The following is a 22,725-nucleotide window of genomic DNA, read 5'->3' on the forward strand; positions in this document are numbered from 1 at the left end:
TTTTTATGATCCAACTGGTTTTGTGAGATATACGGTCCAGCGGCGATGACCTTTACGGTAAGGATCTTCCGGCCCTTTTGCAGAACATGCTGGTCCAGGGGCAGGAGAGCATAGCCGTCCGTCCAGCGGCAGGGTATGTTTTCCTGATTATGCCACCCTTCAAGTTTTTTGGTTTCCAGGTGGGCTTTGACATAGTGGTTCTCCCTGTTGTCAAACAGGGTGATGGTTTCGATCAGTACGCCGAGATTGCGCCTGTCATCAACGAAGGGACCGATGGCATCGCACGGGCGACTGCTATTTGAAACGATATGGACATGATGAACGGGACTGGGGAGAACAAAGACATAATTTCCATTTCCCGTTACCGGCCATTGTGGATGGATAACCTCGCCTTTGTCAGTAATGATATGAAGATTTGTGGAGTGGGTGATTGTTTCTGGCGCAACCATGTTCTTCATGCCCAGATGCAATGCCCTCTGTTTCAAATGGGCATGGACAGGTTCAACGGCCTCACGGCTTGTTTCCAGAGGGGCTGCGGCATCCTGTGCCCAGTCTTTTGTCTCCTGTCTTAACTGAACCACCTTTTCAGGATTGTGGAAATTTTTATGGTTGTCCGTATTGAGGTAGCTTTCGGACAATACGCCATCCGCCTTGATAACGCCATGTTCCTCCAGCTCAAGATGATAATAGGTATATTCGGTTTTTGAATAATCGTAACGGATGGAGTGATGATTGACCAGCATGCGGGCGGGGATGAACTTTTCATCAATATAGAGACAATGTTCCGGCGTGATGCGCATATCCTTGTATGGGATATTGTCAGCCAGGGCGTCTTTGACGATATGGATTGCATAACCCGCCACATCATCGGGCCTGTTCCTGCGGACACTGTGGTGACCCGATCCGACCCAGGTCACGGGTTTGAGAACCCTCGCGGAGCCTTCGTATGTATAAACCATGTCTCCGGCACGGATCTTTTCTATGGCCTTCAATCCGTCTCTTGTCTCTATCATCGTGCCACAAAGGTAACAGGGTTGGGGATTATCAGTGTTCAGTCCCGGCACATAATCTATGGAATAGTTGTGATTAGTGTTTATTGTTGGATTGATGAATTGTCCTGTAGTCCCGACAGTTACGCGAGTCAATCCGTTGGTTAACCAGATGGATTGATTGGGTGGAGGGTTGTTGTTAGTCTGATTATAGACAGGGGGGTTGTTTCCATTCAAGCAAATATTATTATTATTTGCGATATTTAATTTCCCACTTGCTGACCAGGATGTTTCATAAATCGTATCATTTTGAGACAAACCGTCGATATAATGGCCATTACTTGAAAATTCTGGCGAGAAATAAGTATTGTTTATTGACTTTCCACCTTGTTCGATCCCTATATAACCATCATAAAATTTTGAATTTTTTAGGGTGCCACCTTTTTGTATAAAAACGTTCTGCCAACTATTATTGGCAAAAATTTCAGCACCGTCTACAACCGCTCCATCTTGAATATAGATATTGTTAATGTTGAAAATATTTACTGGATCATTACCTCTGTAAATGATAATTCCGGCTCCATTTTTATAGACATTCTGTCTAATCATATTACCGGCAGGATCTGAAGCGATTTCAGAGCTGATATAAATTGAGGTGGTGCCACCCGTACCGATGATATTGATATGATCGTTGGAAATGTTATAGTTTTTTACATAGTTTTCAATATCATCCCCGGTAATCTGTTCTTGAGAAAATTGGGCGGTTCTGCTGACTGATACGGTCAGCCTGTTTGATGAAGGGTTGTATCTGTAAAGATCCGGTATATTGGGATTTGTTACTTTACTGTTGTTATTGAGGGTAAGATTGGCAGTATTATTATCACTTGATTGAAAATAAGAGTTGGGTTGATTCTTGTAACTATTGCCACTAAAACTTTGACCTCCCAGATTATAACCGCTTCTTGTAGTATTTGGGTTAAGGAATGAGTCATTATCCGAAGTGGCGGAACCGTTCATGATAACGGGGCTGGAAATAAAAGTGTTGTTGGTGGAACTGCCACCATTCATCGTAACATTTTGATTGAATATATTTGAATCCTGGAGCGTTCCACCAGTATTGATTGTAATGGCTGAATTGTTAGAGGGGCTGTTTTTGATCAAAAGGAAATTTGAACCTGAAACGGTTGCACCATTTGTAATGGTTACAGTGCTGTCAACAAAATTGATGGGTCCTGAATAGGCTTGTGATGGATCAGATGTAAGATGATTATTTGTTGATAGGCTGAAATACTGTCCATTGGTTGAGTTTATTTTGTAGACAGTGCGGCCATCACTTAATTTAACGGCATACCAATTGCCACTATCAATGATCGGATTGTTATTTTGTAATATATAACTGTTCAGGTCTGTATTTTCGACATTTTTTAATTGATTGGAAGTCGCATTCTCTCTTGTAAGGCGATTATTTGAGAAGGTTTGAATAGAATTTTGACTGTTCTTTTCACCATAGGATGGAGGATATTGATATGAATGGACAAATGAATGATTTATTTTGAATGTATCATCATCTTTTTTATCTTTACGCAAGTAATCTTTTTGTTGGTTCGTCATCAGTGATTCTCATATAATTTTTATTATAAGCGTGTCAGAAAGTAAGTATTTGCGACATTTATTATTTAAGTAATACTTTCATGAGCATGCTATTTATTATTTAATATATTTAATTATTATAATGTTATTAATATATTTAGTAAATTAAATTTGATAATTAAAATGTAATATCTTGAATACATTTATTATTTTTTAATAAATATTAGATTTCTATTAAAAATAGTTAGATAGGGATTCACCCAATTTTGTTTTTCAATAAATGTATGGAAAATAACATTATGAAGTAATGGCCTGGTCGGGATATGGATTAAGTAATAAAATTGCTAGAATCAAATGGGTTTTATAAAAAAGCCGGATCAATTTATCTGATCCAGCCTTATAAGTAATATAAAATGGTATTTGTAATTTTTATTATGATGACATTATTTTTTTATGATCCAACTGGTTTTGTGAGATATACGGTCCAGCGGCGATGACCTTTACGGTAAGGATCTTCCGGCCCTTTTGCAGAACATGCTGGTCCAGGGGCAGGAGAGCATAGCCGTCCGTCCAGCGGCAGGGTATGTTTTCCTGATTATGCCACCCTTCAAGTTTCCTGGTTTCCAGGTGGGCTTTGACATAGTGGTTCTCCCTATTGTCAAACAGGGTGATGGTTTCGATCAGTACGCCGAGATTGCGCCTGTCATCAACGAATGGACCGATGGCATCGCACGGGCGACTGCTATTTGAAACGATATGGACATGATGAACGGGACTGGGGAGAACAAAGACATAATTTCCATTTCCCGTTACCGGCCATTGTGGATGGATAACCTCGCCTCTGTCAGTAATGATATGAAGATTTGTGGAGTGGGTGATTGTTTCTGGCGCAACCATGTTCTTCATGCCCAGATGCAATGCCCTCTGTTTCAAATGGGCATGGACAGGTTCAACGGCCTCACGACTTGTTTCCAGAGGGGCTGCGGCATCCTGTGCCCAGTCTTTTGTCTCCTGTCTTAACTGAACCACCTTTTCAGGATTGTGGAAATTTTTATGGTTGTCCGTATTGAGGTAGCTTTCGGACAATACGCCATCCGCCTTGATAACGCCATGTTTCTCCAGCTCGAGATGATAATAGGTATATTCGGTTCTTGAATAATCGTAACGGATGGAGTGATGATTGACCAGCATGCGGGCGGGGATGAACTTTTCATCAATATAGAGACAATGTTCCGGCGTGATGCGCATATCCTTGTATGGGATATTGTCAGCCAGGGCGTCTTTGACGATATGGATGGCATAACCCGCCACATCATCGGGCCTGTTCCTGCGGACACTGTGGTGACCCGACCCGACCCAGGTCACGGGTTTGAGAATCCTCGCGGAGCCTTCATATGCGTAAACCATGTCTCCGGCACGGATCTCTTCTATGGCCTTCAATCCGTCTCTTGTCTCTATCATCGTCCCACAAAGGTAACAGGGTTCTTCCTGAGCATTATCCCTGTAATCCAAAATATATTTACTATTACTTGATATCGTCGGATTAATTAGTTTTCCGTTACCCGCGACATGGATTTGGGTTGTACCACTGGCTACGGTAAATTGTGTATTGTTTGGAGGGTTATAGCTTTTGTCATTATAAACAACATTATTATTGCCATCAATATATCGACATTCATTATTTGCGATATTTACGAGACCTTTTACGGTTCCAGAACTCTCAAAGAATTTGTCGTCCTGTGAAGTGCCTTCCATTCGATGGTCGCCCAGATTGTCCCATTCGGAATACCAGAATTCCGGTGAATAATAAGTATTGTTTATTGACTGTCCACCTTGTTCAATGCCTACATAACCATCATAAAATTTTGAATTTTTTATGGTTCCGCCATTTTGGACAAGGAGTCTCGGGATATTGTTTCCCAAAATTTGCGCGCCGTCAAGAACTGCACCTTTGGTGACAATAACCTTGTATACATTGTAAAAATTAATTTTTTTATTACCACGGTAGATTTCATGTCCGGCACTATCCCGATAGACATTTACTGTTTGGGGTACACCTGATGAGTCCAAAACAGGTTTTCCATTTTGGTCCAGAACGTTTTCTGTGTATACATAGACACAATTGTTACTGCTACCGTTATTTGGGCCAATAATGTTCAGGCTGTCATTTTGAATAACGGTACTGGCGAGATATTTATCAAGTTCTGGACCAGTAGGCACCCCCTTTGTTTCAAATTGTGCTGTATTTACCACATTTATAGTCATGGTATTACTTGAGTTGTTCAATGGAACATTCGGTATATGGGGATTTCTGACAATACTCCTGTCATTTACGTTTACATCAGCAGATCCATTATCACTGGATAGAAAGGTGTTGTCATGTTTGGTGTCAAGATAGCTTCTATTTGTATAACTGATTCCCTTTAAATCATAATATCCTGTTTTAGAGGAAAAATTGACGAAAGAATCCCCATCGGATACGGTAGTTCCACTTATGTTGACGGGGCAGGAAATAAAAGTGTTGTTATTGGAATGACTATTGCCAGTAAAAATTACGTTTTGATTGAAAATATTGGAATCTTGCAGTGTTCCACCATTATTGTATAATGTTCTGGAATTGTCACTGGCAAGGAAATTCAATCCAGAGACAACAGCCCCATTTTCAATGTAAAAATCGGAATTTATGATATTAACAGGACCTGAATAGGCTTTATTGGGATCATTGGTTAGGTGATCCTTGTCGTGTAAACTGAAATAGGGGCCATTTGTGCCGGTTCCCCGTTGATAGACCGTTTTACCATTGTCAAGTTTAACGGCATGCCATGGAATGGTTCCATCCAGGATCGGGTTATTGTTACGGACGGTATAATTTGCAAAATCGACATTGTTATCGAATTTCAATGGATTTTTACTGGTATCAGCAGATAGGTCAGGATCCACACCCGGATAATTATACTTTGGCGAACTGTTTGGATCATTATTTTCCCCCCCGCCAAAATAATCAAGATAATAACTATTGTAGCTTGATATACTTGGATCAATGAATTGCCCTCCATAACCGATATGCAGTTGCATAAATCCATTGACAACCGAAAAGCGTTGGCTTTGGGATGGATTTTTAGTGGGATCGTTTACGGTAAAACCATTTTGATCGAAATAGACATTGGCATTATCACTAATGTCTAAAAGATTCTGGTAAGAGTGTGCAGATTCATAGAATTTATCATTTTTGGAGATCCCTTCCATGCGGCTGGTGACATTATTTCTGCTGTACCAGAATTCGGGTGAGTAATAGGTGTTATTGAGTGATTGACCCCCATTCTGAATCCCGATGTAGCTATCGAAAATATTGGAATTTTGAAGAATGCCTCCGTTTTCAACCAGGATACTGGGAATTGCTCCGCCAAAAATTTGCGCATGATCCAGTACCGCGCCTTTTCTGACAATTATTCTTGAGACATTATAGATATTGACAGGACCGTTTCCCCGATAGAGTACATTATTATTTGAATCCCGGTATGTTGTTGCTGTTTGTGTCACTCCATTGGCGTCTGTAAATGTCTCATTGGTGACATATACAACGTTATAATCACTGAAACTTCCGTCACCGATAATGGATTTATAATTATTTTTGATTATTATGTTGTTCAAATATTCATCAATGTTGTTTGCGGAATAAAAATCCTGTTTTCCGAATCTTGCTCCTTGATCAACATTGATCTGCGTACTTCTCGTGTCGGCTGGAACCTGCGTATCGGCGGTGACAGTGGGATTGGTGACTATGGTAGAGTCTTTTATATTGATTGTTGTTGTTCCACCCTTACTAAAGAAAAAATTTCCTGATGAGGGGGTCTGTTGGGAGGCTATACCCGTTAAAGTCCAGCTACCCACTGATAGGATGTAGGCATTGGTAAATGAATCGTTGTCTGACCGAGTGTTGCCGGCCATTGTGGTGGGGCAGCTATAGTAATTGTTATTACTGGAAAAACCATTGTTGATGTTGACATTTTGATTGAAAATATTGGAATCTTGCAATTTACCATTTTGATCAACGGTAAGCGTATATTGATTCCCGTCAGTGGAAAAGTAATTGAGTCCTGATACTACTGCGCCATTCTCGATATGCAAATTGCTGTTGATAATGTTTACAGGGCCAGAATAGGCATAGTTTGGATCAGTGGTTGTGTGATCAGCCGTATACAGGCTAAAGTATGAATTTGTACCGCCCTGATTATATCCGCCCTTACTATATATAGTTTTTCCATTATAGTTAACGGCGTACCAATCACCGGTATTCAGGATGGGATTGTTATTGTGTATGGAATATCCTATCGAATCAAAAGTGCTTATTTGATCTTCGGTGACGTTATTTTTATTTGCCAAATTAACAGGATAATAAATATAGTTTACAAAATGATTTGTTTTAAATTCATTTTCATCTGTTAAATCTTTGCGTTTGTCGTCTTTTACATGTTTAACCATAAGTAATCTCTTATTTTTACTTTATTTTTTCGTTCCTGAAATATTATTATTAGTATAATACAACATAATATACAAACATGTTATTTATTAATAAGTAATTTTTACATATAAAAAATGATATTTAAAGTAATAACCATTAAATTTATTTAATATTATTTAATGAATTATTGATTTTTTAATTTTTTAAATTTTGGTAAAGTAGTGAATATTTTTGGTTACTTTAAAAGTTTTGCAAGGTTTGCTTTTTATTGGAATTAATTTTTTTTATTAAAAAACTCTAAAAAAATTTAAATAAATATAAGTTAAATAAACGATGTATAAGTAACCAGTTTCATAATTTTTTGTATAAAATTTAATTATAATGTGAATATTATGTATTTTAAATGAAAAAATCTTTGAAAAACACTTGCAATTTTTTTAATTTTTTTTAAAAACAAGATTGTCTTTTGGTGGTGTTATCTGCTAAGAGGAAATAAGCAAGCGAGAGTGACGGAACGGTAGACGTAGTCGACTCAAAATCGACCGCCGCAAGGCGTGGGGGTTCAAATCCCCCCTTTCGCACCAATTCACGTTATCTGTTAACGTGCAATGAATGGTTATTAACGCTTATGTCAAGATTGTCCATATCTCCCAAACCCCAAAAAAAACCTGAAAATCCATGTTTTTCATCTGGTCCTTGCGCAAAACGTCCCGGATGGAATATCAATGTTTTGCAAAATGCCCTGATAGGACGGTCACATCGTTCCAAGGAAGGGCGGGCCAGGTTACATGATGTCATCCACCGCTCTGCTGAAATACTTGATGTTCCTGAAGGATGGAAATTGGGTATTGTTCCCGCTTCAGATACCGGGGCTGTTGAAATGGTTTTGTGGGCCTTGCTAGGGTCTCGTCCTGTTGATGTGCTTTCTTATGACAGTTTTTCTGCGGAATGGGTTACCGATGTTGTTGAACAGTTAAAACTGCCCAATACCAATATTATTCATGCAGAGTATGGTGAATTGCCAAATCTGGATGAAATTCAGTGGGATAATGATGTTGTAATGGTGTGGAATGGAACGACTTCGGGTGTTAAAATTCCAAATGGGGATTTCATTCCTGACCATCATGATGGATTGGTTATTTGTGATGCGACCTCGGCTGTTTTTTCGATGGATCTGCCATGGTCGAAACTTGATGTGGTAACGTGGTCCTGGCAAAAGGTTTTGGGTGGGGAAGCCGCGCATGGAATGCTTGCTTTATCCCCACATGCAGTGAAACGTCTTGAGGAAACGGAACAGTTAAGACCCTTGCCTAAAATCTTCCGTGTATTGAAACAGGGAAAATTGAACGAAAAAATTTTTGAGGGAGATACAATCAATACCCCGTCAATGCTTTGCGTTGAAGACGCGCTGGATAGTTTGAGATGGGCTCAATCTGTCGGGGGATTGGCAGGATTGAAACGTCTTAGTGAAAATAATCTGAGGATTGTCAGTCAATGGGTTGCTAAAACGGCATGGATTGAATTTCTTGCAAAAGATGAGAAGTATCGCTCACATACCTCTATTTGTTTAAAAATTGTGGATCCTTGGTTTGTCGCGTTGGATAATAAAAGTCAGAAAACGGTTTTATCGAAACTGACTGGGCTTTTGGCTGAGGAACAGGTCGCTTATGATATTGCCAGTTATCGTGATGCTCCTCTGGGATTGAGGTTATGGGGTGGGGCAACGGTGACTGCTGCATCTATGGAGGCCCTGTTACCTTGGCTTGATTGGGCGTTTGCGATGGTAAAGGCGGATGGCTGAATCATACGGGAAGATGATTAAAGGTAAAAAGCAACTATACATATGATTGATGATCTGGAAATAAGTAACGCATTGCTCCCCGTTGGTTTTTGCGATGTCTTGCCCTCTGATGCTGAGACAGAAGCGCATGGCTTGCAAAAAATGATGAATATTTTTGCTAATTACGGTTATGATCGGGTCAATCCACCTTTATTGGAATTCGAACAGAGTCTTCTTGCGCATGCGGGCAAAGGAATTGCAGAGCAAACTTTTCGGATAATGGATCCAGAAACACGTTATATGATGGGCTTGCGCGCAGACATTACACCTCAGATTGCCAGAATTGCTGCGACACGATTGATCAATTCACCACGTCCTTTGCGGTTGTCGTATGCCGGTCTCTGTATCTGGGTTAAAGGGGCAAGACATTCAGCAGCCCGTCAAATTTTACAGACTGGCATTGAATTAATTGGCATCGATAATGCACAGGCTGATGCCGAGGTGATTCTGGTGACTGCACAGGCATTGCAGGCGCTTGGGATTCAGGCCTTCAGTTTTGATTTAATGATGCCGCAGCTGGTACAGGCAATTATTTGCCCGGAAAATTTTACCTCTGCACAATTGGTTGCGTTAATGCGTGCATTGGATCGTAAAGATGTTGCCGCCGTAAAATATTATGGTGGGGATTATTCGGATATTTTGACAGCTATGTTGCAGGCGGCAGGACCTGCGGATCAGGCTATTGGCGCATTGCGAAAATTAGATTTTCCAGCAGAGGCCCAACGGTTGTTTGAACGGTTGTTGGCTTCTGTAAAAGCGGTGCGAAATCAAGATCCGGATATTGAATTGACTATTGATCCTGTTGAATTTAGAGGCTGGGATTATCATACAGGATTATGTATTTCCGTTTATGCTGATGGTATTAGTGGTGAAGTTGGTCGGGGTGGAAGATATCTTTCCAATAATCAGGAACCTGCTTGTGGTTTAACCCTTCGTCCAGATATTTTGTTGCAAAGAGCGGAAAGACCTTTGAGCAAATCAAGGGTTTTTGTTCCCTATGATTGTCATAGAATTGAGGAGTTGAGCAAACTGCATGAAGAGGGATATGTTACATTAATGAGTTGTGCGGTTGAAGGCGATCCTGAAGAAGAGGCTCATCATTTAAATTGTCAATATATATACAAAAAAGGAAAGTTGTTTCCTTTGTAATTGGTGTAAGCGCTTTAATCATTTAATATTTGTGTAATTTTATAAATAAGGTTGTTTAGATAAGGAAGTCTATATGTCCAGTGTTACCATTGTCGGTTCCCAATGGGGAGATGAGGGAAAAGGAAAGATTGTTGATTGGCTGGCCAGTCAGGCAGATGTTGTAGTAAGATTTCAGGGCGGACATAACGCTGGACATACCCTGGTTATTGATGGAAAAAGTTATAAATTATCATTATTGCCTTCCGGTGTAGTCAGGCAAAAAATTAGTATTATTGGCAATGGGGTTGTTGTTGATCCACAGGCCCTGTTAAATGAGATTGCCAAGTTTAAAGATCAAAATATCGAAATTACTCCAGATATTTTAAAAGTAGCCGAGAATTGCCCTTTGATTTTGCCTTCTCATGTGGCCTTGGATCAGGCTCGTGAAAAAGCACGTGGAGAACATAAAATTGGAACAACCGGTCGAGGTATCGGACCCGCTTATGAAGATAAAGTGGCGCGTCGTGCCATTCGCTTGTGTGATTTGACAGAACCGGAAACGCTAGATTGGCGTTTGGATGAGTTATTGGCTCATCATAATGCCTTATTGGTATCATTGGGTGAAAAAACATTTTCAAAAGATGAAATTCTATCCTATCTCAATACTATTGCTGTAAAGGTTTTACCTTTTATGGCACCCGTTTCAGAATTAATGGCAAGTTATATTAAGGATAATAAATTTGTGCTATTTGAAGGGGCACAGGCCATAATGTTGGATGTAGATCATGGAACCTATCCTTTTGTAACCAGTTCAAATACTGTGCCTGCTCAAACGGGGATTGGTAGCGGTACAGGTCCACGGACAGGCGGATACATACTTGGAATTGCCAAGGCCTATACGACAAGAGTTGGTGCAGGGCCATTTCCAACCGAGCTATTTGATGAAACTGGAAAATATTTAGGTGAAAAAGGTTACGAGTTCGGTACGGTAACAGGACGGCCAAGACGCTGTGGATGGTTCGATGCTGTACTGGTACGTCGTGCAGTTCAAGTTGGTGGATTGGATGGTTTGGCCTTGATGAAACTAGATGTTCTGGACGGCTTAAAAGAGGTCAAAATTTGTGTCGGGTATCAATTGGACGGTCAGAATATAGAGCGTTTTCCATATACTTTGGAAGCGCAAAAAAGATTGAAACCTATTTATGAAACGATGTCAGGATGGAATGAAAAGACCTCTGGTATTCGGTCAAAGAAAGAATTGCCGGCAGCAGCAAGAAATTATATTGAACGTATTGAAGCATTGACAGGGGTTAAGGTTGCTGTCATTTCAACCAGTCCTGAACGTGAAGATACAATATTATCCGAGAATTTTTTGCCAAACTAATTTTAAGATAATTTATTGTCTTTTTGTGACCCCTGACAAGGGGTCTTTTATAATTCTCATTTTACGTTTCTTAATTCGTTCTATAAATATTTATTTGTGAATAAAAGATTTTTATTAAGAAAATTTTAATGAATTTTATTCAAAAAAAGATTTGAAAATTAATATTTATATGAAAAAGAAACAAAAACCACCTTTTAATATATGTTCAAGAAATGATTTAAGGATATATTATAGATAATTTTATTTTATTGCTTAAATATAATGATCGAAAAGATAGATTGTAACTAAGAATCATTTGAAACAAATTTATCTGATCGTAAAATTAATAACAGTATGTTTTAAATTTTTTTATCTTTTGAAATTTGTTGTAGATTTAATATATTCCAAAAGAAAAATTTTAAAAAAAACTGTTTTATTAACAGCTTAATAGATAATTATCAAATATTATTTTGACCAATTCAATGTGATGCACATGGTTATCCAAATATTCAATAAAAAAAATAACGGGTTAACATCTGATTCCAATAAAGAAAAACGCGTAGGATCAAATATACGCAGGGAAATTCTGAGAGCTTTAAAGACAGCTTTTCCTTTAATGTTAAGTGTCATTCCTTTTGGTCTGTTATTGGGGGCGCAGGCAAAGATACATGGATTGTCAACGCTTGAGCTCTGGTTAATGTGCAGTTTAAATTTTGCTGGCGGATCTGAATTTGTCGCGATTAATTTATGGCAAAAAACACCGCCATTATTATTGATTGTTGCGATGACCTTACTGGTGAATTGCCGTCATATTTTAATGGGCGCCACCATGATACAGTTTTGCAAGCATTTTTCATTAAAAAGGATTTTACCATCTTTTTTCTTTTTATGTGATGAATGTTGGGCATTGTCATTGCAGGACTGTTATCACAGGTTAAAAAAAGTCATTAGTCCATCTTTTAGCTATATATTTTATATGACTGTAGGAGTTTCTTTGTATCTTGTCTGGGTTACAAGTGCCGTGATAGGAATTTTATTGGGGCCTTTATTTGGCAATCTTTTGCATTATGGATTTGATATGGCGTTTGCAGCCATATTCATTGTTTTACTTCGTGGTATGTGGCTGGGATGGCGAAAAGGCATTATCTGGGCAAGTAGCCTTATAACTGCCTGTATAGTGTATATGTTTGTGCCTGGGGAATGGTATATTATTGCGGGTACTTTGACCGGAATAATATTTGTCTTTCTGGTTCCCAATCACATGCTGCAGGCATCAAAAAATGTTTAGTACCTACATTAATGAACACGCTTTTCTGACGATTATATTCATGGGGATGGTAACATATCTGACACGAATTGGTGGATACCTTGTTTTTAGTAAATATGATCATCCCCGATTAAAGAACATATTGGAAATTGTTCTTGGATGCGTAATGATTTCCTTGATCGCACCTTATTTTGTTACAGGACGGATGGCAGATATGATTGCATTAATCTTTACGGTAACGGCGGCTATTCGATGCTCTTTTTTGGTTACACTGATTATCGCGATAGGATCAGCTGGATTATTACGATATCTTCTAGGTTAAATACGCCATAATCCAGCTTGTTATGTTTTATATTTTTAGGCAATAGCTACCTGGTTTATTGAGTTTTTAAATCCAATATCTGAACCATGTGCTTTTTGAATAATTTCTTGCAATTTTTCAAAAGCACGGGTTTCAATCTGACGGATACGTTCTCTGGAAATTTTATAGACTTTTGAAAGTTCTTCCAAAGTTGCAGGTTTATCTTTTAACCTACGCTCCGTTAATATTTCACGTTCTCTGGGTTTTAAGCCTTCCATCGCTTTTTGTAGAATATTATGACGTTGGGATAGTTCTTCACGTTCGGCATAGCTCTCTTCCTGGTTAATGGCGTCATCAACCAGCATATTCTGCCATTCGTTATAATCACTGTCGTTTCCCATAGGGGTATTTAGGCTGTGATCTTGAGCGCTTAACCGTTGATTCATACTTTGAATCTCGGATGTAGTTACCCCAAGTTTCTCCGAGATTGTTTCCAATTGTTCCGGGGTTAGATCAGTGTCACTAAAGGCCTTAATCTGGCTTTTAACGCGACGTAAATTGAAAAAAAGCTTTTTTTGAGCAGCGGTTGTCCCTATTTTAACCAAAGACCAGTTGTGAAGAATATATTCCTGAATGGCCGCTTTAATCCACCAAATTGCATAGGTTGTAAACCGGAACCCACGGTCTGGATTAAAACGTTGGATGGCTTGAAGCATACCTATATTTCCCTCACTTATCAATTCATTCAGGGGCAAGGCATAGCGTTTGTATGTTGTGGCTATTTTAACGACTAATCTTAAATGTGCATTGATCAATTTATGTGCAGCCTGTATATTTCCCTCCTCTTTCCACTGTTTCGCATAGGTGAATTCCTCTTCAGCTGTTAAGAGGGGAAATTTGCGGATATTCTGGATATATTGTGTAATGTTGTTTTCTGGCGTGATATCTAACATTGAAGGAACCATTGATTTGTACCTTTATGATGTTATGGTCTGCGTAAAACAGAACACATGTCTTGTTGATCTTTATTGTATTTTTAATTAATGCAGTTGACCCACATTTATATTTTATGAAGTTTGTTTTGTTTACGAACATTGTTATATCAGACTAATTTAGTCCTGTCAAAAAAAATAACATAAAAATAAAGTATATTTTCATCGATAAATTCGATTATAGGTAATAAAAATTGAACTGGTTAATATTTATAGAGTTTAAAACATGTATTTTACAAAATTTTAATCTTTATAATTAATAATTTATTAATAAATTTTTAACAAGTTATTTTTTTCTTTGCAAGAGTGTTTATTTCGAATCGAAAAATAAGGATTTATTATATCTTTATTTTTCCGTAGTTATTTTCTTTATTAAACGTTCCATATCCTGGGGCAATGATGTTTCAAACTCATGATATTTATTGCTTATGGGATGATTAAATCCTAAAAGTGTCGCATGCAGGGCCTGTCTGGGAAAATCAAGAAGTTCATTTCTTTGATCTATGGGTAAGATTTTTGCAATGGCGGGAATCCGCTTAAGATATACGGGATCACCTATTAAGGGGTGACCTTGTTTCGATAAATGCACACGAATCTGGTGAGTGCGTCCTGTATCAAGTTTACACTGAATAAAGCTTACAGCTGGATTTATTATTTTTTGAATTTTATAATTTGTTTTGGCATATTTTCCACCTTTTTTGACAATTGTCATTTTTTTACGATCATAGGGGTCACGACCGATATTTCCCTCAATAGACCCTGGACTTGGGTTTGGTATTCCCCAACAGATGGCATGATATAACCGGTTTATGATTCGATCTGCAAAATCAGCGGATAGTTTGCTTAAGGCTTGTTCAGATTTTGCGACAACCATTACTCCAGAAGTGTCTTTGTCCAGCCGATGAATGATTCCGGGACGTTTTTCTCCTCCTATTCCTGACAGGCTGTCTCCACAATGCGCCAAAAGAGCATTGACCAAGGTACCATTTTCATTTCCCGGGGCTGGATGTACAACTAATCCAGCCGGTTTATTGATTACGATAAGATGATTGTCTTCAAATAGAATTTCCAGGGGAATGTCCTGAGGTATCAATGAATACTCTTTTACTTCAGGGATTTGCAATTCAATTTTATCATTTGTTTTAATGGGAGTTGATGGATTTTTAACAGGGACATGATTACGTTTACAATGTCCTTGTTCAATGAGTGCTTTAATTCTTGATCGTGAATAATTTTGATAGGTTTTGCTTAAAAATCGATCAAGTCTTAAATTATTGTATTTTTCTTGAACTGAAGTTACAAGCAAAGTTGAGTCGATCGTGTTTGAACCATTCATACAGAAAGTACCTTAATGTCAATGAATATATCCCTTGAAAACAAAGATTCTTTATCACGAAAAAATAAAGGATTGTTAGCTTTAGTTGTATTTTTGGGAATTCTGATAATAATGGCCACAACGATACTGGTTTTCGCAATTATCAGTCGTATAACTCATAAGAAAAACGATTCTGTCATGATTTATGAAAATTCACTAAAAATTACACGTCCAATCAGTATATTGCAAGAACCTAAAGGGACACGGATAGAAAAGGTCACACGTCAGTCTGACAGGATGGTATTGATAACATTGAGAGGTGGAGGGCCTGATCGTTTGATTTTCTGGGACATTGATCAACAAAAAAAGGTGGCGGAAGTTAAAATTATCGATTCGGGGATTGATGATAAATAGTTTGTTAATTGAAAAAGAATTTTTATGAAACACCTTGCATATATTCGGATTTATAATATGAATAGTTATTGCAATTATCAAATAAAAAAACAAGAAATAATATATGTATGGATTTTTATACTTTGTTTTACTTTATAAAAAAATGTAATATTTTGATATTTTAATGACAATTGAGAAAAATAGTATATAATTGAATTATAACAATCATTTAAAGGAGAATTGTTATGAGTAAACATGAAGTATCAAAAAAAGAAGCTCACAAAGCTGCCGAAACGCTAAGGGATCCTAAAGCTAGTAAATGTGATAAATCCGAAGCAGGTTCTGAATTATCAAAGAAAAAAAATCAAGGTAAAAAATAGATAACTAGATAATTAATCCCATTTATTTTGATTTTTATATGCTAAACTCAAATAACGATTGCAGGTCTTTGAAAAGGGACTATTTAACAGTCGTTATTTTTTTGTGATTAATTTGGATTTTTTGGTGAGTTTTAGTTGCTTTTTAGGGCAGGATGACGTAGATAAAAGAAAAATATAGAAGGTTTCTGGTCCCGTTCGTCTAGAGGCCTAGGACACTGCCCTCTCACGGCAGCAACACGGGTTCAAATCCCGTACGGGACACCAAAAGAGAATATCAATCTAGCAATACGTTAAATAATTATTATCGTAAGATTATATAGATATTTAAAAAAGTACTAGAAGATTTGCTTCAAAAATAATTGAAAATATTTTCAATACGAAATTATCTGTTTTGTTTAAACAAAATCTTTTTTCGCATTATAATATAGACATAGTTTTTTCATATAGTGAAATGGAAAAATATTAGATTACTGAAAATAATTTTTGTAATAGATCCATATAATACTTTGGTAAAATTATGCAAAAAAAAATTATAAAGCCTAAAAGACCTTTTATAATCAAAATGGGGAAAAAACTTCGTCCTTATTTTAATAAAGTGCTTGCCCGTTACTCAGAAATTCCGGATCAACCTGTATATGATATTTCGGTTCTACCATGGATATCTGTAATCGAAGCTAATGCAGATATAATTCGTAAAGAATGGGAACAGCTTGTTCAGAAGTATCAAAATGAATCTGTTAACGCACCCTCACTGCGAGATATATCTCCTGACCATGCTAGAATTGCCGCGGATAAACGTTGGAAATCCTTTTTTTTGCAGGGTTACGGGTTACGGGTGATGGAAAACTGTAAGTTAATGCCTAAAACAGCAGCTTTGATAGATAAGATCCCGAATTTAAATTCAGCGTTTTTTTCTATTCTTGAACCGGGTGCCGTTATCCCCCCGCATTATGGTGTGACCAAAGGTTTGCTTACGTGTCATCTTGGGGTCGCTGTGCCGATAGATCAAAAAAAATGCTGGATTGATGTTGATACGCAACGTTTATACTGGGTCCAGGATAAATGCATTCTTTTCGATGATACCTATAGGCATAGTGTTGAAAATGATACGAATCAAACTCGGGTTGTTTTATTATTTCAGGTTCTAAGGCCGGAAAGAGGATTTGGTAAGGTTGTTCAAGATCTGTTTATGATGGCGATCCGTCGTTCTGCCTTTGTTAAAGAAGCCTATGATAATTTTATGAAAATCAATAAACAACAAATATTACATTAGTTATTGATTGAGGTATTTGATTTTTTATTAATGTTCAAATGCTTTAATCAATGAAATGGGGTTGCAGAAAGGATTATTGAATAATAAGTGAATTGTTATAATTTTTAATTAGGTTATAAATTATTACTGTAAATATTCTGGAGAAAGTGTAGATTTGTGAGAATCGGTTTTTTAGACTGTTTTGCTGGTATGAGTAGCAGCCGATTTATAGGGGCTTTGGCAAGTGCCGGTGTTCCTGAACAAATTTTACAAGATGCAGTTGACGCCCTTGATATAGGCGCACGTCTAGAATTAATGCATGTCAAGCGAAGCAATATTGCAACGATCAAAGCCTATATTAGTTTTGACATTTCAGAAAATGGCTTGAATTTTTCTCATGATTTCTTGCGTTCTTTTCAAGATGAAAAAGTCAATAATAAACAGTTGCTGGGAACAATTCAGGCCTTGATTTCCAATGCGTCCCTACCTGTAAAAGCGAAAAAGCTTATTTTGGAAACTTTTCAGAATTTGGCTGAAGCACAAGCCAAAATCTCAGGTCTGCCAATCGAAGAAATCAGTTTTCATGAGATTAAAGCGCTGAACACGATTGTTGGAGTAACAGTTTGTTGCGTTGCATGTGTCTGGCTGAAGATAGATCAATGGTATGTTTCCCCCTTGAATGTAGGATCGGGAATCAAAAAAGATTCCAAGGGATTTTTACCTATTCCAACCCCTGTAACGCTTGAGCTTTTGGGAAATGAGGTTCTTATTTATGCCTCGGGGCCACAAAAAGAATTGTTAACCCCAACCTGTGCCGCATTGTTGAAAGCGTTAAAGACCAGTTATCAGCCTTGCCCTCCAATCTTGATTTCTCGTATAGGGTATGGAGGGGGAAGAATGGAATATGATAATCTTCCAAATTTTTTAAGACTATGTGTGGGAACCACAACAAAAGGAAAAAATACACAATCAGTTATTGGGGAAATTGTTATTGTAGAGGCAGAATTTGCCAAATCATCGCAAGATGCATTAATTGAATTACAAACCCATCTTTATGCGAATGGGGCAAAATTTGTCTATACTGTGCCAATTTATTCAGTCTTTAATCAAATGACCGATAAGGTTGTTATTTTCTGTCTCCCGGAACATGCCGATGAGATGCGCCGTTTCTTATTTCAAAGATTAAAAACGGCATATGTGCATTGGCGTATTGAGAAATATGAAAATTTGATTCATTATGATGAAAACGTTAATACCCCATGGGGAAAAATAAAAGTTATTGTAGGACAACTGTTAAACAATCAAATTGTTTCGGTTGTTCCTGATAAAACAACATGCCGCTCTATTGCCAAAGCACATGATTTATCAACAGTTGAAATTGAGGAAACGGTTAAACGGTTGTTTTTTTCCGGGAAAAGTTGATTGAAATTATGAATAAAGATTTAAAAAACGTATAAAAATCTGTATAAGAAAACCTATTATTATTGTAATATTTCCGTTTTATTGATGTACAAAAGGCAAAATGCGAATAGAAAAAATTCACAAGCTGCCATAATAATCATTGGAGAGGCTACATGACGAAGAATTTAAATGCTTCATTCTCTTTTTCCCGTTCTTTGGTAATGGTCAGTGCTTTAAGTCTGGGGCTTGTAGCTTGTTCCAGTCATAAAAAAGAACGGGATCTGATTTTGCCCGAAAACCATCTTGTTGGTGTGGATCGTTCAGCCACAGGTGGGGATGATAGTCTGGCAGGTGGTGTTAACGCTTATTTATGGCGTGCGGCATTGGATACGTTGGCTTTTATGCCCATGCTTTCAGCTGATGCTGTGGGGGGAAGCATTATAACGGATTGGTATCAGCCTGTTCCATCCAATCCTGAAAGATTTCAAGTTGTTTGCACTGTACTTGACCGACGGTTGAGATCGGATTCGATCAGTGTTGTTGTTCATCGTCAGATAAAGGAAAACGGACAGTGGGTCGATGCGCCTGTAACCTCTCATACAGCTTCAGATCTTACCAGTAAAATTCAGGTGCGCGCACGTCAGTTGCGTGCTGATAAACTTAAGTAAATTTAATATATTTGATAGACTAACATGAATAATTCCACTCCATCATCGTATGATTTTCAACGTGTAGAATTTTATTGGCAACAGCAATGGGCAAAACGTCATTTGTTTGATGTACCCAATGTACCTAATTCTGAATTGCCAAAATATTATGTCTTGGAAATGTTTCCATATCCATCCGGACAGTTGCATATGGGGCATGTAAGAAATTATACATTGGGGGATGTTGTCGCTCGATACAAGCGGGCAAGGGGCTATAGCGTATTACATCCTATGGGATGGGATGCTTTTGGTCTTCCAGCTGAAAATGCTGCCAAAAGCCATGGTGTTTCTCCTGTTAAATGGACTATGGAAAATATTGCCGCCATGCGGGAAGAACTCAAAAGATTGGGCTTCTCCCTAAACTGGGACAGAGAATTTGCTACGTGTCAGCCCGAATATTATGGTCAGCAACAAAAATTGTTTTTAAGCTTGCTGGAAGAAGGCCTAGTTGAGCGTCGCGAAAGTTGGGTGAATTGGGATCCTGTTGATCAAACTGTGTTGGCTAACGAACAGGTAATTGATGGCAAGGGATGGCGTTCTGGAGCTCCAATTGTAAAAAAACAGCTTTTCCAGTGGTTTTTGAAAATTACGGATTTTGCACAGCCTTTATTAGATGGATTGAATACACTAAATGACTGGCCTGATCGTGTGAAAGCGATGCAAGAGCGGTGGCTAGGAAGATCCGAAGGGGCAAAAGTGCGTTTTGAGGTTCTGAATTTGCCAGCAGATTTTGAATCTAGTTTGAACGTTTTGGAAATATTTACAACCCGTCCGGATACCCTGTTTGGTATGGCATTCGTTGCTATTTCACCTGATCACCCGATGGCGGCTAAATTGGCAAAGACAAATCGCGGAGTGGCTGATTTCATAGCTGAATGTCATCAGTTGGGCACTTCAGAAGAGGCGATTGAGAAAGCTGAAAAAAGAGGAATCGATACTGGCCTGAAAATTCGGCACCCTTTTATGCCTGATCAGGAATTTCCAATCTGGATTGCCAATTTCGTATTGATGGACTATGGAACGGGTGCAATATTTGCCTGTCCCTGTGGTGATCAGCGGGATTTGGATTTTGCATGCAAATATAAAATTGATTTCAAGACAGTTGTTGTTCCGAAAGGAGAAACCTCTGAAACTTTTAAGGTTACCGAGACTGCATATACAGATCAGGGAATTGCTGTAAATTCTGAATTCTTGGATGGATTGCCAACAGTCAAAGCCAAGGATGTGGCAATAGCGGAATTGGAAAAATTGGGCATTGGTGAAAAAGTGGTGAACTGGCGTTTAAGGGATTGGGGCATTTCCCGTCAGCGTTATTGGGGCTGTCCAATACCTGTTATTCATTGTCCAAAATGCGGAATAGTCCCTGTTCCAGAAGGCCAGTTGCCGGTTCAGTTACCAGAGGATGTTGATTTCTCTTTATCCGGAAATCCGTTGGATAATCATCCAAGCTGGAAACATGTTGAATGTCCCCATTGTCATGGAGCTGCCCAGAGAGAAACCGATACATGCGATACATTTGTAGATAGTTCCTGGTATTTTGCACGATTTACAGCACCTCATGCCGAAACCCCGACAGAAAAGGAGGCTGTTCATCGTTGGATGCCGGTAGATCAGTATATTGGCGGAATTGAGCATGCGATATTACATTTGCTATATGCGCGTTTCTTTACACGAGCCATGAAACAAATGGGATATGTGAGTGTTGATGAGCCTTTTAAAGCTTTATTTACTCAGGGTATGGTGATGCATGAAAGTTATCAAGATGCACAAGGCGAGTGGATTTTTCCTGACCAAGTAAAAAAAACAGGGAATAAAGCTGTTTTACGTGATACCGGCGAAACTGTTAAGATTGGTCGTGTTGAAAAAATGTCAAAGTCCAAGAAAAACACGATTCCACCATCTGCAATTATTGAACGTTTTGGTGCTGATACGGCACGTTGGTTCATATTGTCAGATAATCCTCCCGAAAGGGACATGGAATGGACAGAGGAAGGGGTAATGGCCACTTCCCGTTACCTGCAACGTTTATACCGTTTGGTTTTAACGGTATCACAACAGGTTCCAGTGCTGGTTGTTTTACCTGATACATTTTCGGAAAATGCGGATCAATTGCGACGCTTGACCCACCGCACCATTGTTGCGGTAACAGAATCATTGGATAATTTTGCAATGAATGTTGCGATTGCAAGATTGCGCGAATTAACCAATGCTTTGGCTGATGCAGAAAAAAAATCGGGTGATCCGGGAATGGATTTTGCTCGTCGTGAAGCTGCCATGATGTTAAGTCGACTTTCCAGTCCGTTAATTCCGCATATGGCGGAAGAAATGATGTCTCATCTTTTTGAGGATCACAAATTGTTGGCTGAAAGTGAATGGCCTAAAGCGGATGAAGCTTTGTTAACCGCGACAAAAGTGGTTATTGCTGTGCAAATAAAGGGCAAGTTACGGGGAACGATTGAGGTTGCTCCGGATATGGAAAAAGAAAAGATAATCCAATTGGCACAGCGGGAGAAAACAGTTTCTAAATTTTTGGAAGGAAAAACGGTTTTAAAGACAATTTATGTGCCTAATAAAATCGTTAATTTTGTGGTAAACTGATGAAATCATTAACTATATTCCTTAAAAAATCCAGTATTCCCTTGTGGTTTGCAATTTTATTGGCAGGATGTGGTTTTCATCCTGTCTATAAAAAAACGGCTACATTGGATACCAATAAGGAATTGAAAAAAGTTTATATTCCTGTTTTGAATGATCGTTTTGGTCAGCAAATTCGGCAGTTTTTACAACAGAATATGGCAGGGGATGGGCCTGAAGATCCAAAAACATATGAGTTGGATGTAACCCCGTCTTTAAGTGAAGAAGCAATTGATATTCATTATGACAATTCTTCGGGTCGGGCAAGAATGACCGGGAATGCGCATTGGATATTGAAAACCATATCTGTTAATCCAGTCATTTTGGCACAGGGTGATGCGCAGACAATGGATGGTTATAATATTACTTTTGAACAATATTTTGCTCAGACGTTGAATGACGAAACCGCGCAAACTCGTGTTGCTCAGAATTTGGCGAATGAAGTTACACAACAAGTTGCTGTCTGGTTCAGGCATAATGATTCTTTTCAAGAAACAAGTAAAGTTCCAAATACACCCAAGGCGCAGTATATGTTACCAAGCATGATGCCTGGAACAAGCGGAGCACAGACTCAATCAGCGGGAAGTGATGGAATGCCAGCAATGGCTACCGGTCGAAATACCATGATTCCTGTTGGAATGGATAACATGACAGAAGATGAAATGCCTTCAGATAAGTAATGGATAAAAGATGAAATAAGGGTATCAATAT

General features: G+C 38.4%; 16 protein-coding genes and 2 tRNA genes. 14 read left to right on the plus strand and 4 right to left on the minus strand.

Annotation, left to right across the window (positions count from 1 at the left end):
- Together GM552_RS01505 and GM552_RS01510 are read right to left on the minus strand one after the other, a co-directional pair.
- On the minus strand, positions 1-2,600 hold a 2,600-nt coding region (locus GM552_RS01505; protein ID WP_155564972.1), incomplete at its 3' end, for a Hint domain-containing protein.
- Between the two features lie 411 nt (positions 2,601-3,011).
- A complete protein-coding gene (locus GM552_RS01510) occupies positions 3,012-7,061 on the minus strand; it encodes a Hint domain-containing protein (RefSeq protein WP_155564973.1) in 4,050 nt (1,349 codons plus the stop codon).
- Positions 7,062-7,541: 480 nt separating this feature from the next.
- Here GM552_RS01510 and GM552_RS01515 point away from each other — a divergent pair.
- The 6 genes from GM552_RS01515 to GM552_RS01540 all read left to right on the plus strand — a co-directional run bounded on the left by GM552_RS01515 (position 7,542) and on the right by GM552_RS01540 (position 12,961).
- Positions 7,542-7,625 (plus strand) — tRNA-Leu (locus tag GM552_RS01515).
- 44 nt (positions 7,626-7,669) lie between these two features.
- Entirely contained in the window at positions 7,670-8,842 is a 1,173-nt protein-coding gene (locus tag GM552_RS01520; protein WP_155564974.1) for a phosphoserine transaminase, read from the plus strand.
- 42 nt (positions 8,843-8,884) lie between these two features.
- Entirely contained in the window at positions 8,885-10,030 is a 1,146-nt protein-coding gene (locus GM552_RS01525) for an ATP phosphoribosyltransferase regulatory subunit (RefSeq protein ID WP_155564975.1), read from the plus strand.
- Between the two features lie 73 nt (positions 10,031-10,103).
- The gene (locus GM552_RS01530; protein ID WP_155564976.1) at positions 10,104-11,393 is read left to right on the plus strand and encodes an adenylosuccinate synthase; all 1,290 of its coding nucleotides are present in this window, start codon (positions 10,104-10,106) and stop codon (positions 11,391-11,393) included.
- A 472-nt stretch (positions 11,394-11,865) separates the two neighbouring features.
- Positions 11,866-12,660 (plus strand): AzlC family ABC transporter permease, encoded by a 795-nt coding sequence (locus GM552_RS01535; protein ID WP_155564977.1) that lies wholly within the window; start codon positions 11,866-11,868, stop codon positions 12,658-12,660.
- A complete protein-coding gene (locus tag GM552_RS01540; RefSeq protein WP_155564978.1) occupies positions 12,653-12,961 on the plus strand; it encodes an AzlD family protein in 309 nt (102 codons plus the stop codon). Before GM552_RS01535 ends, GM552_RS01540 begins: the two co-directional genes overlap by 8 nt.
- Before the next feature lie 35 nt (positions 12,962-12,996).
- Here GM552_RS01540 and rpoH read toward each other — a convergent pair whose 3' ends face one another.
- Entirely contained in the window at positions 12,997-13,905 is a 909-nt protein-coding gene (rpoH, locus tag GM552_RS01545) for an RNA polymerase sigma factor RpoH (RefSeq protein ID WP_122122994.1), read from the minus strand.
- A gap of 373 nt (positions 13,906-14,278) precedes the next feature.
- Complete coding sequence (locus tag GM552_RS01550; protein WP_155564979.1) at positions 14,279-15,268, minus strand: RluA family pseudouridine synthase; 990 nt, start codon at positions 15,266-15,268, stop codon at positions 14,279-14,281.
- 111 nt (positions 15,269-15,379) lie between these two features.
- On the opposite strand from GM552_RS01550, the gene GM552_RS01555 reads away from it, so the two are divergent.
- The 8 genes from GM552_RS01555 (at position 15,380) to GM552_RS01585 (ending at position 22,694) form a co-directional block, all read left to right on the plus strand.
- The gene (locus GM552_RS01555; protein WP_155564980.1) at positions 15,380-15,661 is read left to right on the plus strand and encodes a hypothetical protein; all 282 of its coding nucleotides are present in this window, start codon (positions 15,380-15,382) and stop codon (positions 15,659-15,661) included.
- A 224-nt stretch (positions 15,662-15,885) separates the two neighbouring features.
- Positions 15,886-16,020: a hypothetical protein gene (locus GM552_RS08990; protein WP_255412382.1), complete on the plus strand. Its 135-nt coding sequence runs from the start codon at positions 15,886-15,888 to the stop codon at positions 16,018-16,020.
- A gap of 188 nt (positions 16,021-16,208) precedes the next feature.
- Positions 16,209-16,284: transfer RNA gene (locus tag GM552_RS01560), tRNA-Glu, on the plus strand.
- Between the two features lie 253 nt (positions 16,285-16,537).
- Complete coding sequence (locus tag GM552_RS01565; protein ID WP_155564981.1) at positions 16,538-17,293, plus strand: aspartyl/asparaginyl beta-hydroxylase domain-containing protein; 756 nt, start codon at positions 16,538-16,540, stop codon at positions 17,291-17,293.
- 156 nt (positions 17,294-17,449) lie between these two features.
- On the plus strand, positions 17,450-18,694 hold the full coding sequence (locus GM552_RS01570) for a LarC family nickel insertion protein (RefSeq protein ID WP_110439390.1): 1,245 nt from the start codon (positions 17,450-17,452) through the stop codon (positions 18,692-18,694).
- A gap of 152 nt (positions 18,695-18,846) precedes the next feature.
- A complete protein-coding gene (locus tag GM552_RS01575; protein ID WP_155564982.1) occupies positions 18,847-19,341 on the plus strand; it encodes a DUF3576 domain-containing protein in 495 nt (164 codons plus the stop codon).
- Positions 19,342-19,365: 24 nt separating this feature from the next.
- Entirely contained in the window at positions 19,366-21,978 is a 2,613-nt protein-coding gene (gene leuS / locus GM552_RS01580) for a leucine--tRNA ligase (RefSeq protein ID WP_155564983.1), read from the plus strand.
- The gene (locus tag GM552_RS01585) at positions 21,978-22,694 is read left to right on the plus strand and encodes a hypothetical protein (RefSeq protein WP_155564984.1); all 717 of its coding nucleotides are present in this window, start codon (positions 21,978-21,980) and stop codon (positions 22,692-22,694) included. The genes leuS and GM552_RS01585 overlap by 1 nt, the downstream gene beginning before the upstream one ends.
- Positions 22,695-22,725: the final 31 nt, after the last annotated feature.

The sequence above is a fragment of the Commensalibacter sp. ESL0382 genome (assembly GCF_009725775.1).
GTDB classification, from domain to species: domain Bacteria; phylum Pseudomonadota; class Alphaproteobacteria; order Acetobacterales; family Acetobacteraceae; genus Commensalibacter; species Commensalibacter melissae.

Bases quoted from the DNA above. Each gene is read 5' to 3' on its own strand.
- GM552_RS01510 (WP_155564973.1), bottom strand. From the start codon at position 7,061: ATGGTTAAACATGTAAAAGACGACAAACGCAAAGATTTAACAGATGAA.
- GM552_RS01520 (WP_155564974.1), top strand. From the start codon at position 7,670: ATGTCAAGATTGTCCATATCTCCCAAACCCCAAAAAAAACCTGAAAAT.
- GM552_RS01525 (WP_155564975.1), top strand. From the start codon at position 8,885: ATGATTGATGATCTGGAAATAAGTAACGCATTGCTCCCCGTTGGTTTT.
- GM552_RS01530 (WP_155564976.1), top strand. From the start codon at position 10,104: ATGTCCAGTGTTACCATTGTCGGTTCCCAATGGGGAGATGAGGGAAAA.
- GM552_RS01535 (WP_155564977.1), top strand. From the start codon at position 11,866: ATGGTTATCCAAATATTCAATAAAAAAAATAACGGGTTAACATCTGAT.
- GM552_RS01540 (WP_155564978.1), top strand. From the start codon at position 12,653: ATGTTTAGTACCTACATTAATGAACACGCTTTTCTGACGATTATATTC.
- rpoH (WP_122122994.1), bottom strand. From the start codon at position 13,905: ATGGTTCCTTCAATGTTAGATATCACGCCAGAAAACAACATTACACAA.
- GM552_RS01550 (WP_155564979.1), bottom strand. From the start codon at position 15,268: ATGAATGGTTCAAACACGATCGACTCAACTTTGCTTGTAACTTCAGTT.
- GM552_RS01555 (WP_155564980.1), top strand. From the start codon at position 15,380: ATGGCCACAACGATACTGGTTTTCGCAATTATCAGTCGTATAACTCAT.
- GM552_RS08990 (WP_255412382.1), top strand. From the start codon at position 15,886: ATGAGTAAACATGAAGTATCAAAAAAAGAAGCTCACAAAGCTGCCGAA.
- GM552_RS01565 (WP_155564981.1), top strand. From the start codon at position 16,538: ATGCAAAAAAAAATTATAAAGCCTAAAAGACCTTTTATAATCAAAATG.
- GM552_RS01575 (WP_155564982.1), top strand. From the start codon at position 18,847: ATGACGAAGAATTTAAATGCTTCATTCTCTTTTTCCCGTTCTTTGGTA.
- leuS (WP_155564983.1), top strand. From the start codon at position 19,366: ATGAATAATTCCACTCCATCATCGTATGATTTTCAACGTGTAGAATTT.
- GM552_RS01585 (WP_155564984.1), top strand. From the start codon at position 21,978: ATGAAATCATTAACTATATTCCTTAAAAAATCCAGTATTCCCTTGTGG.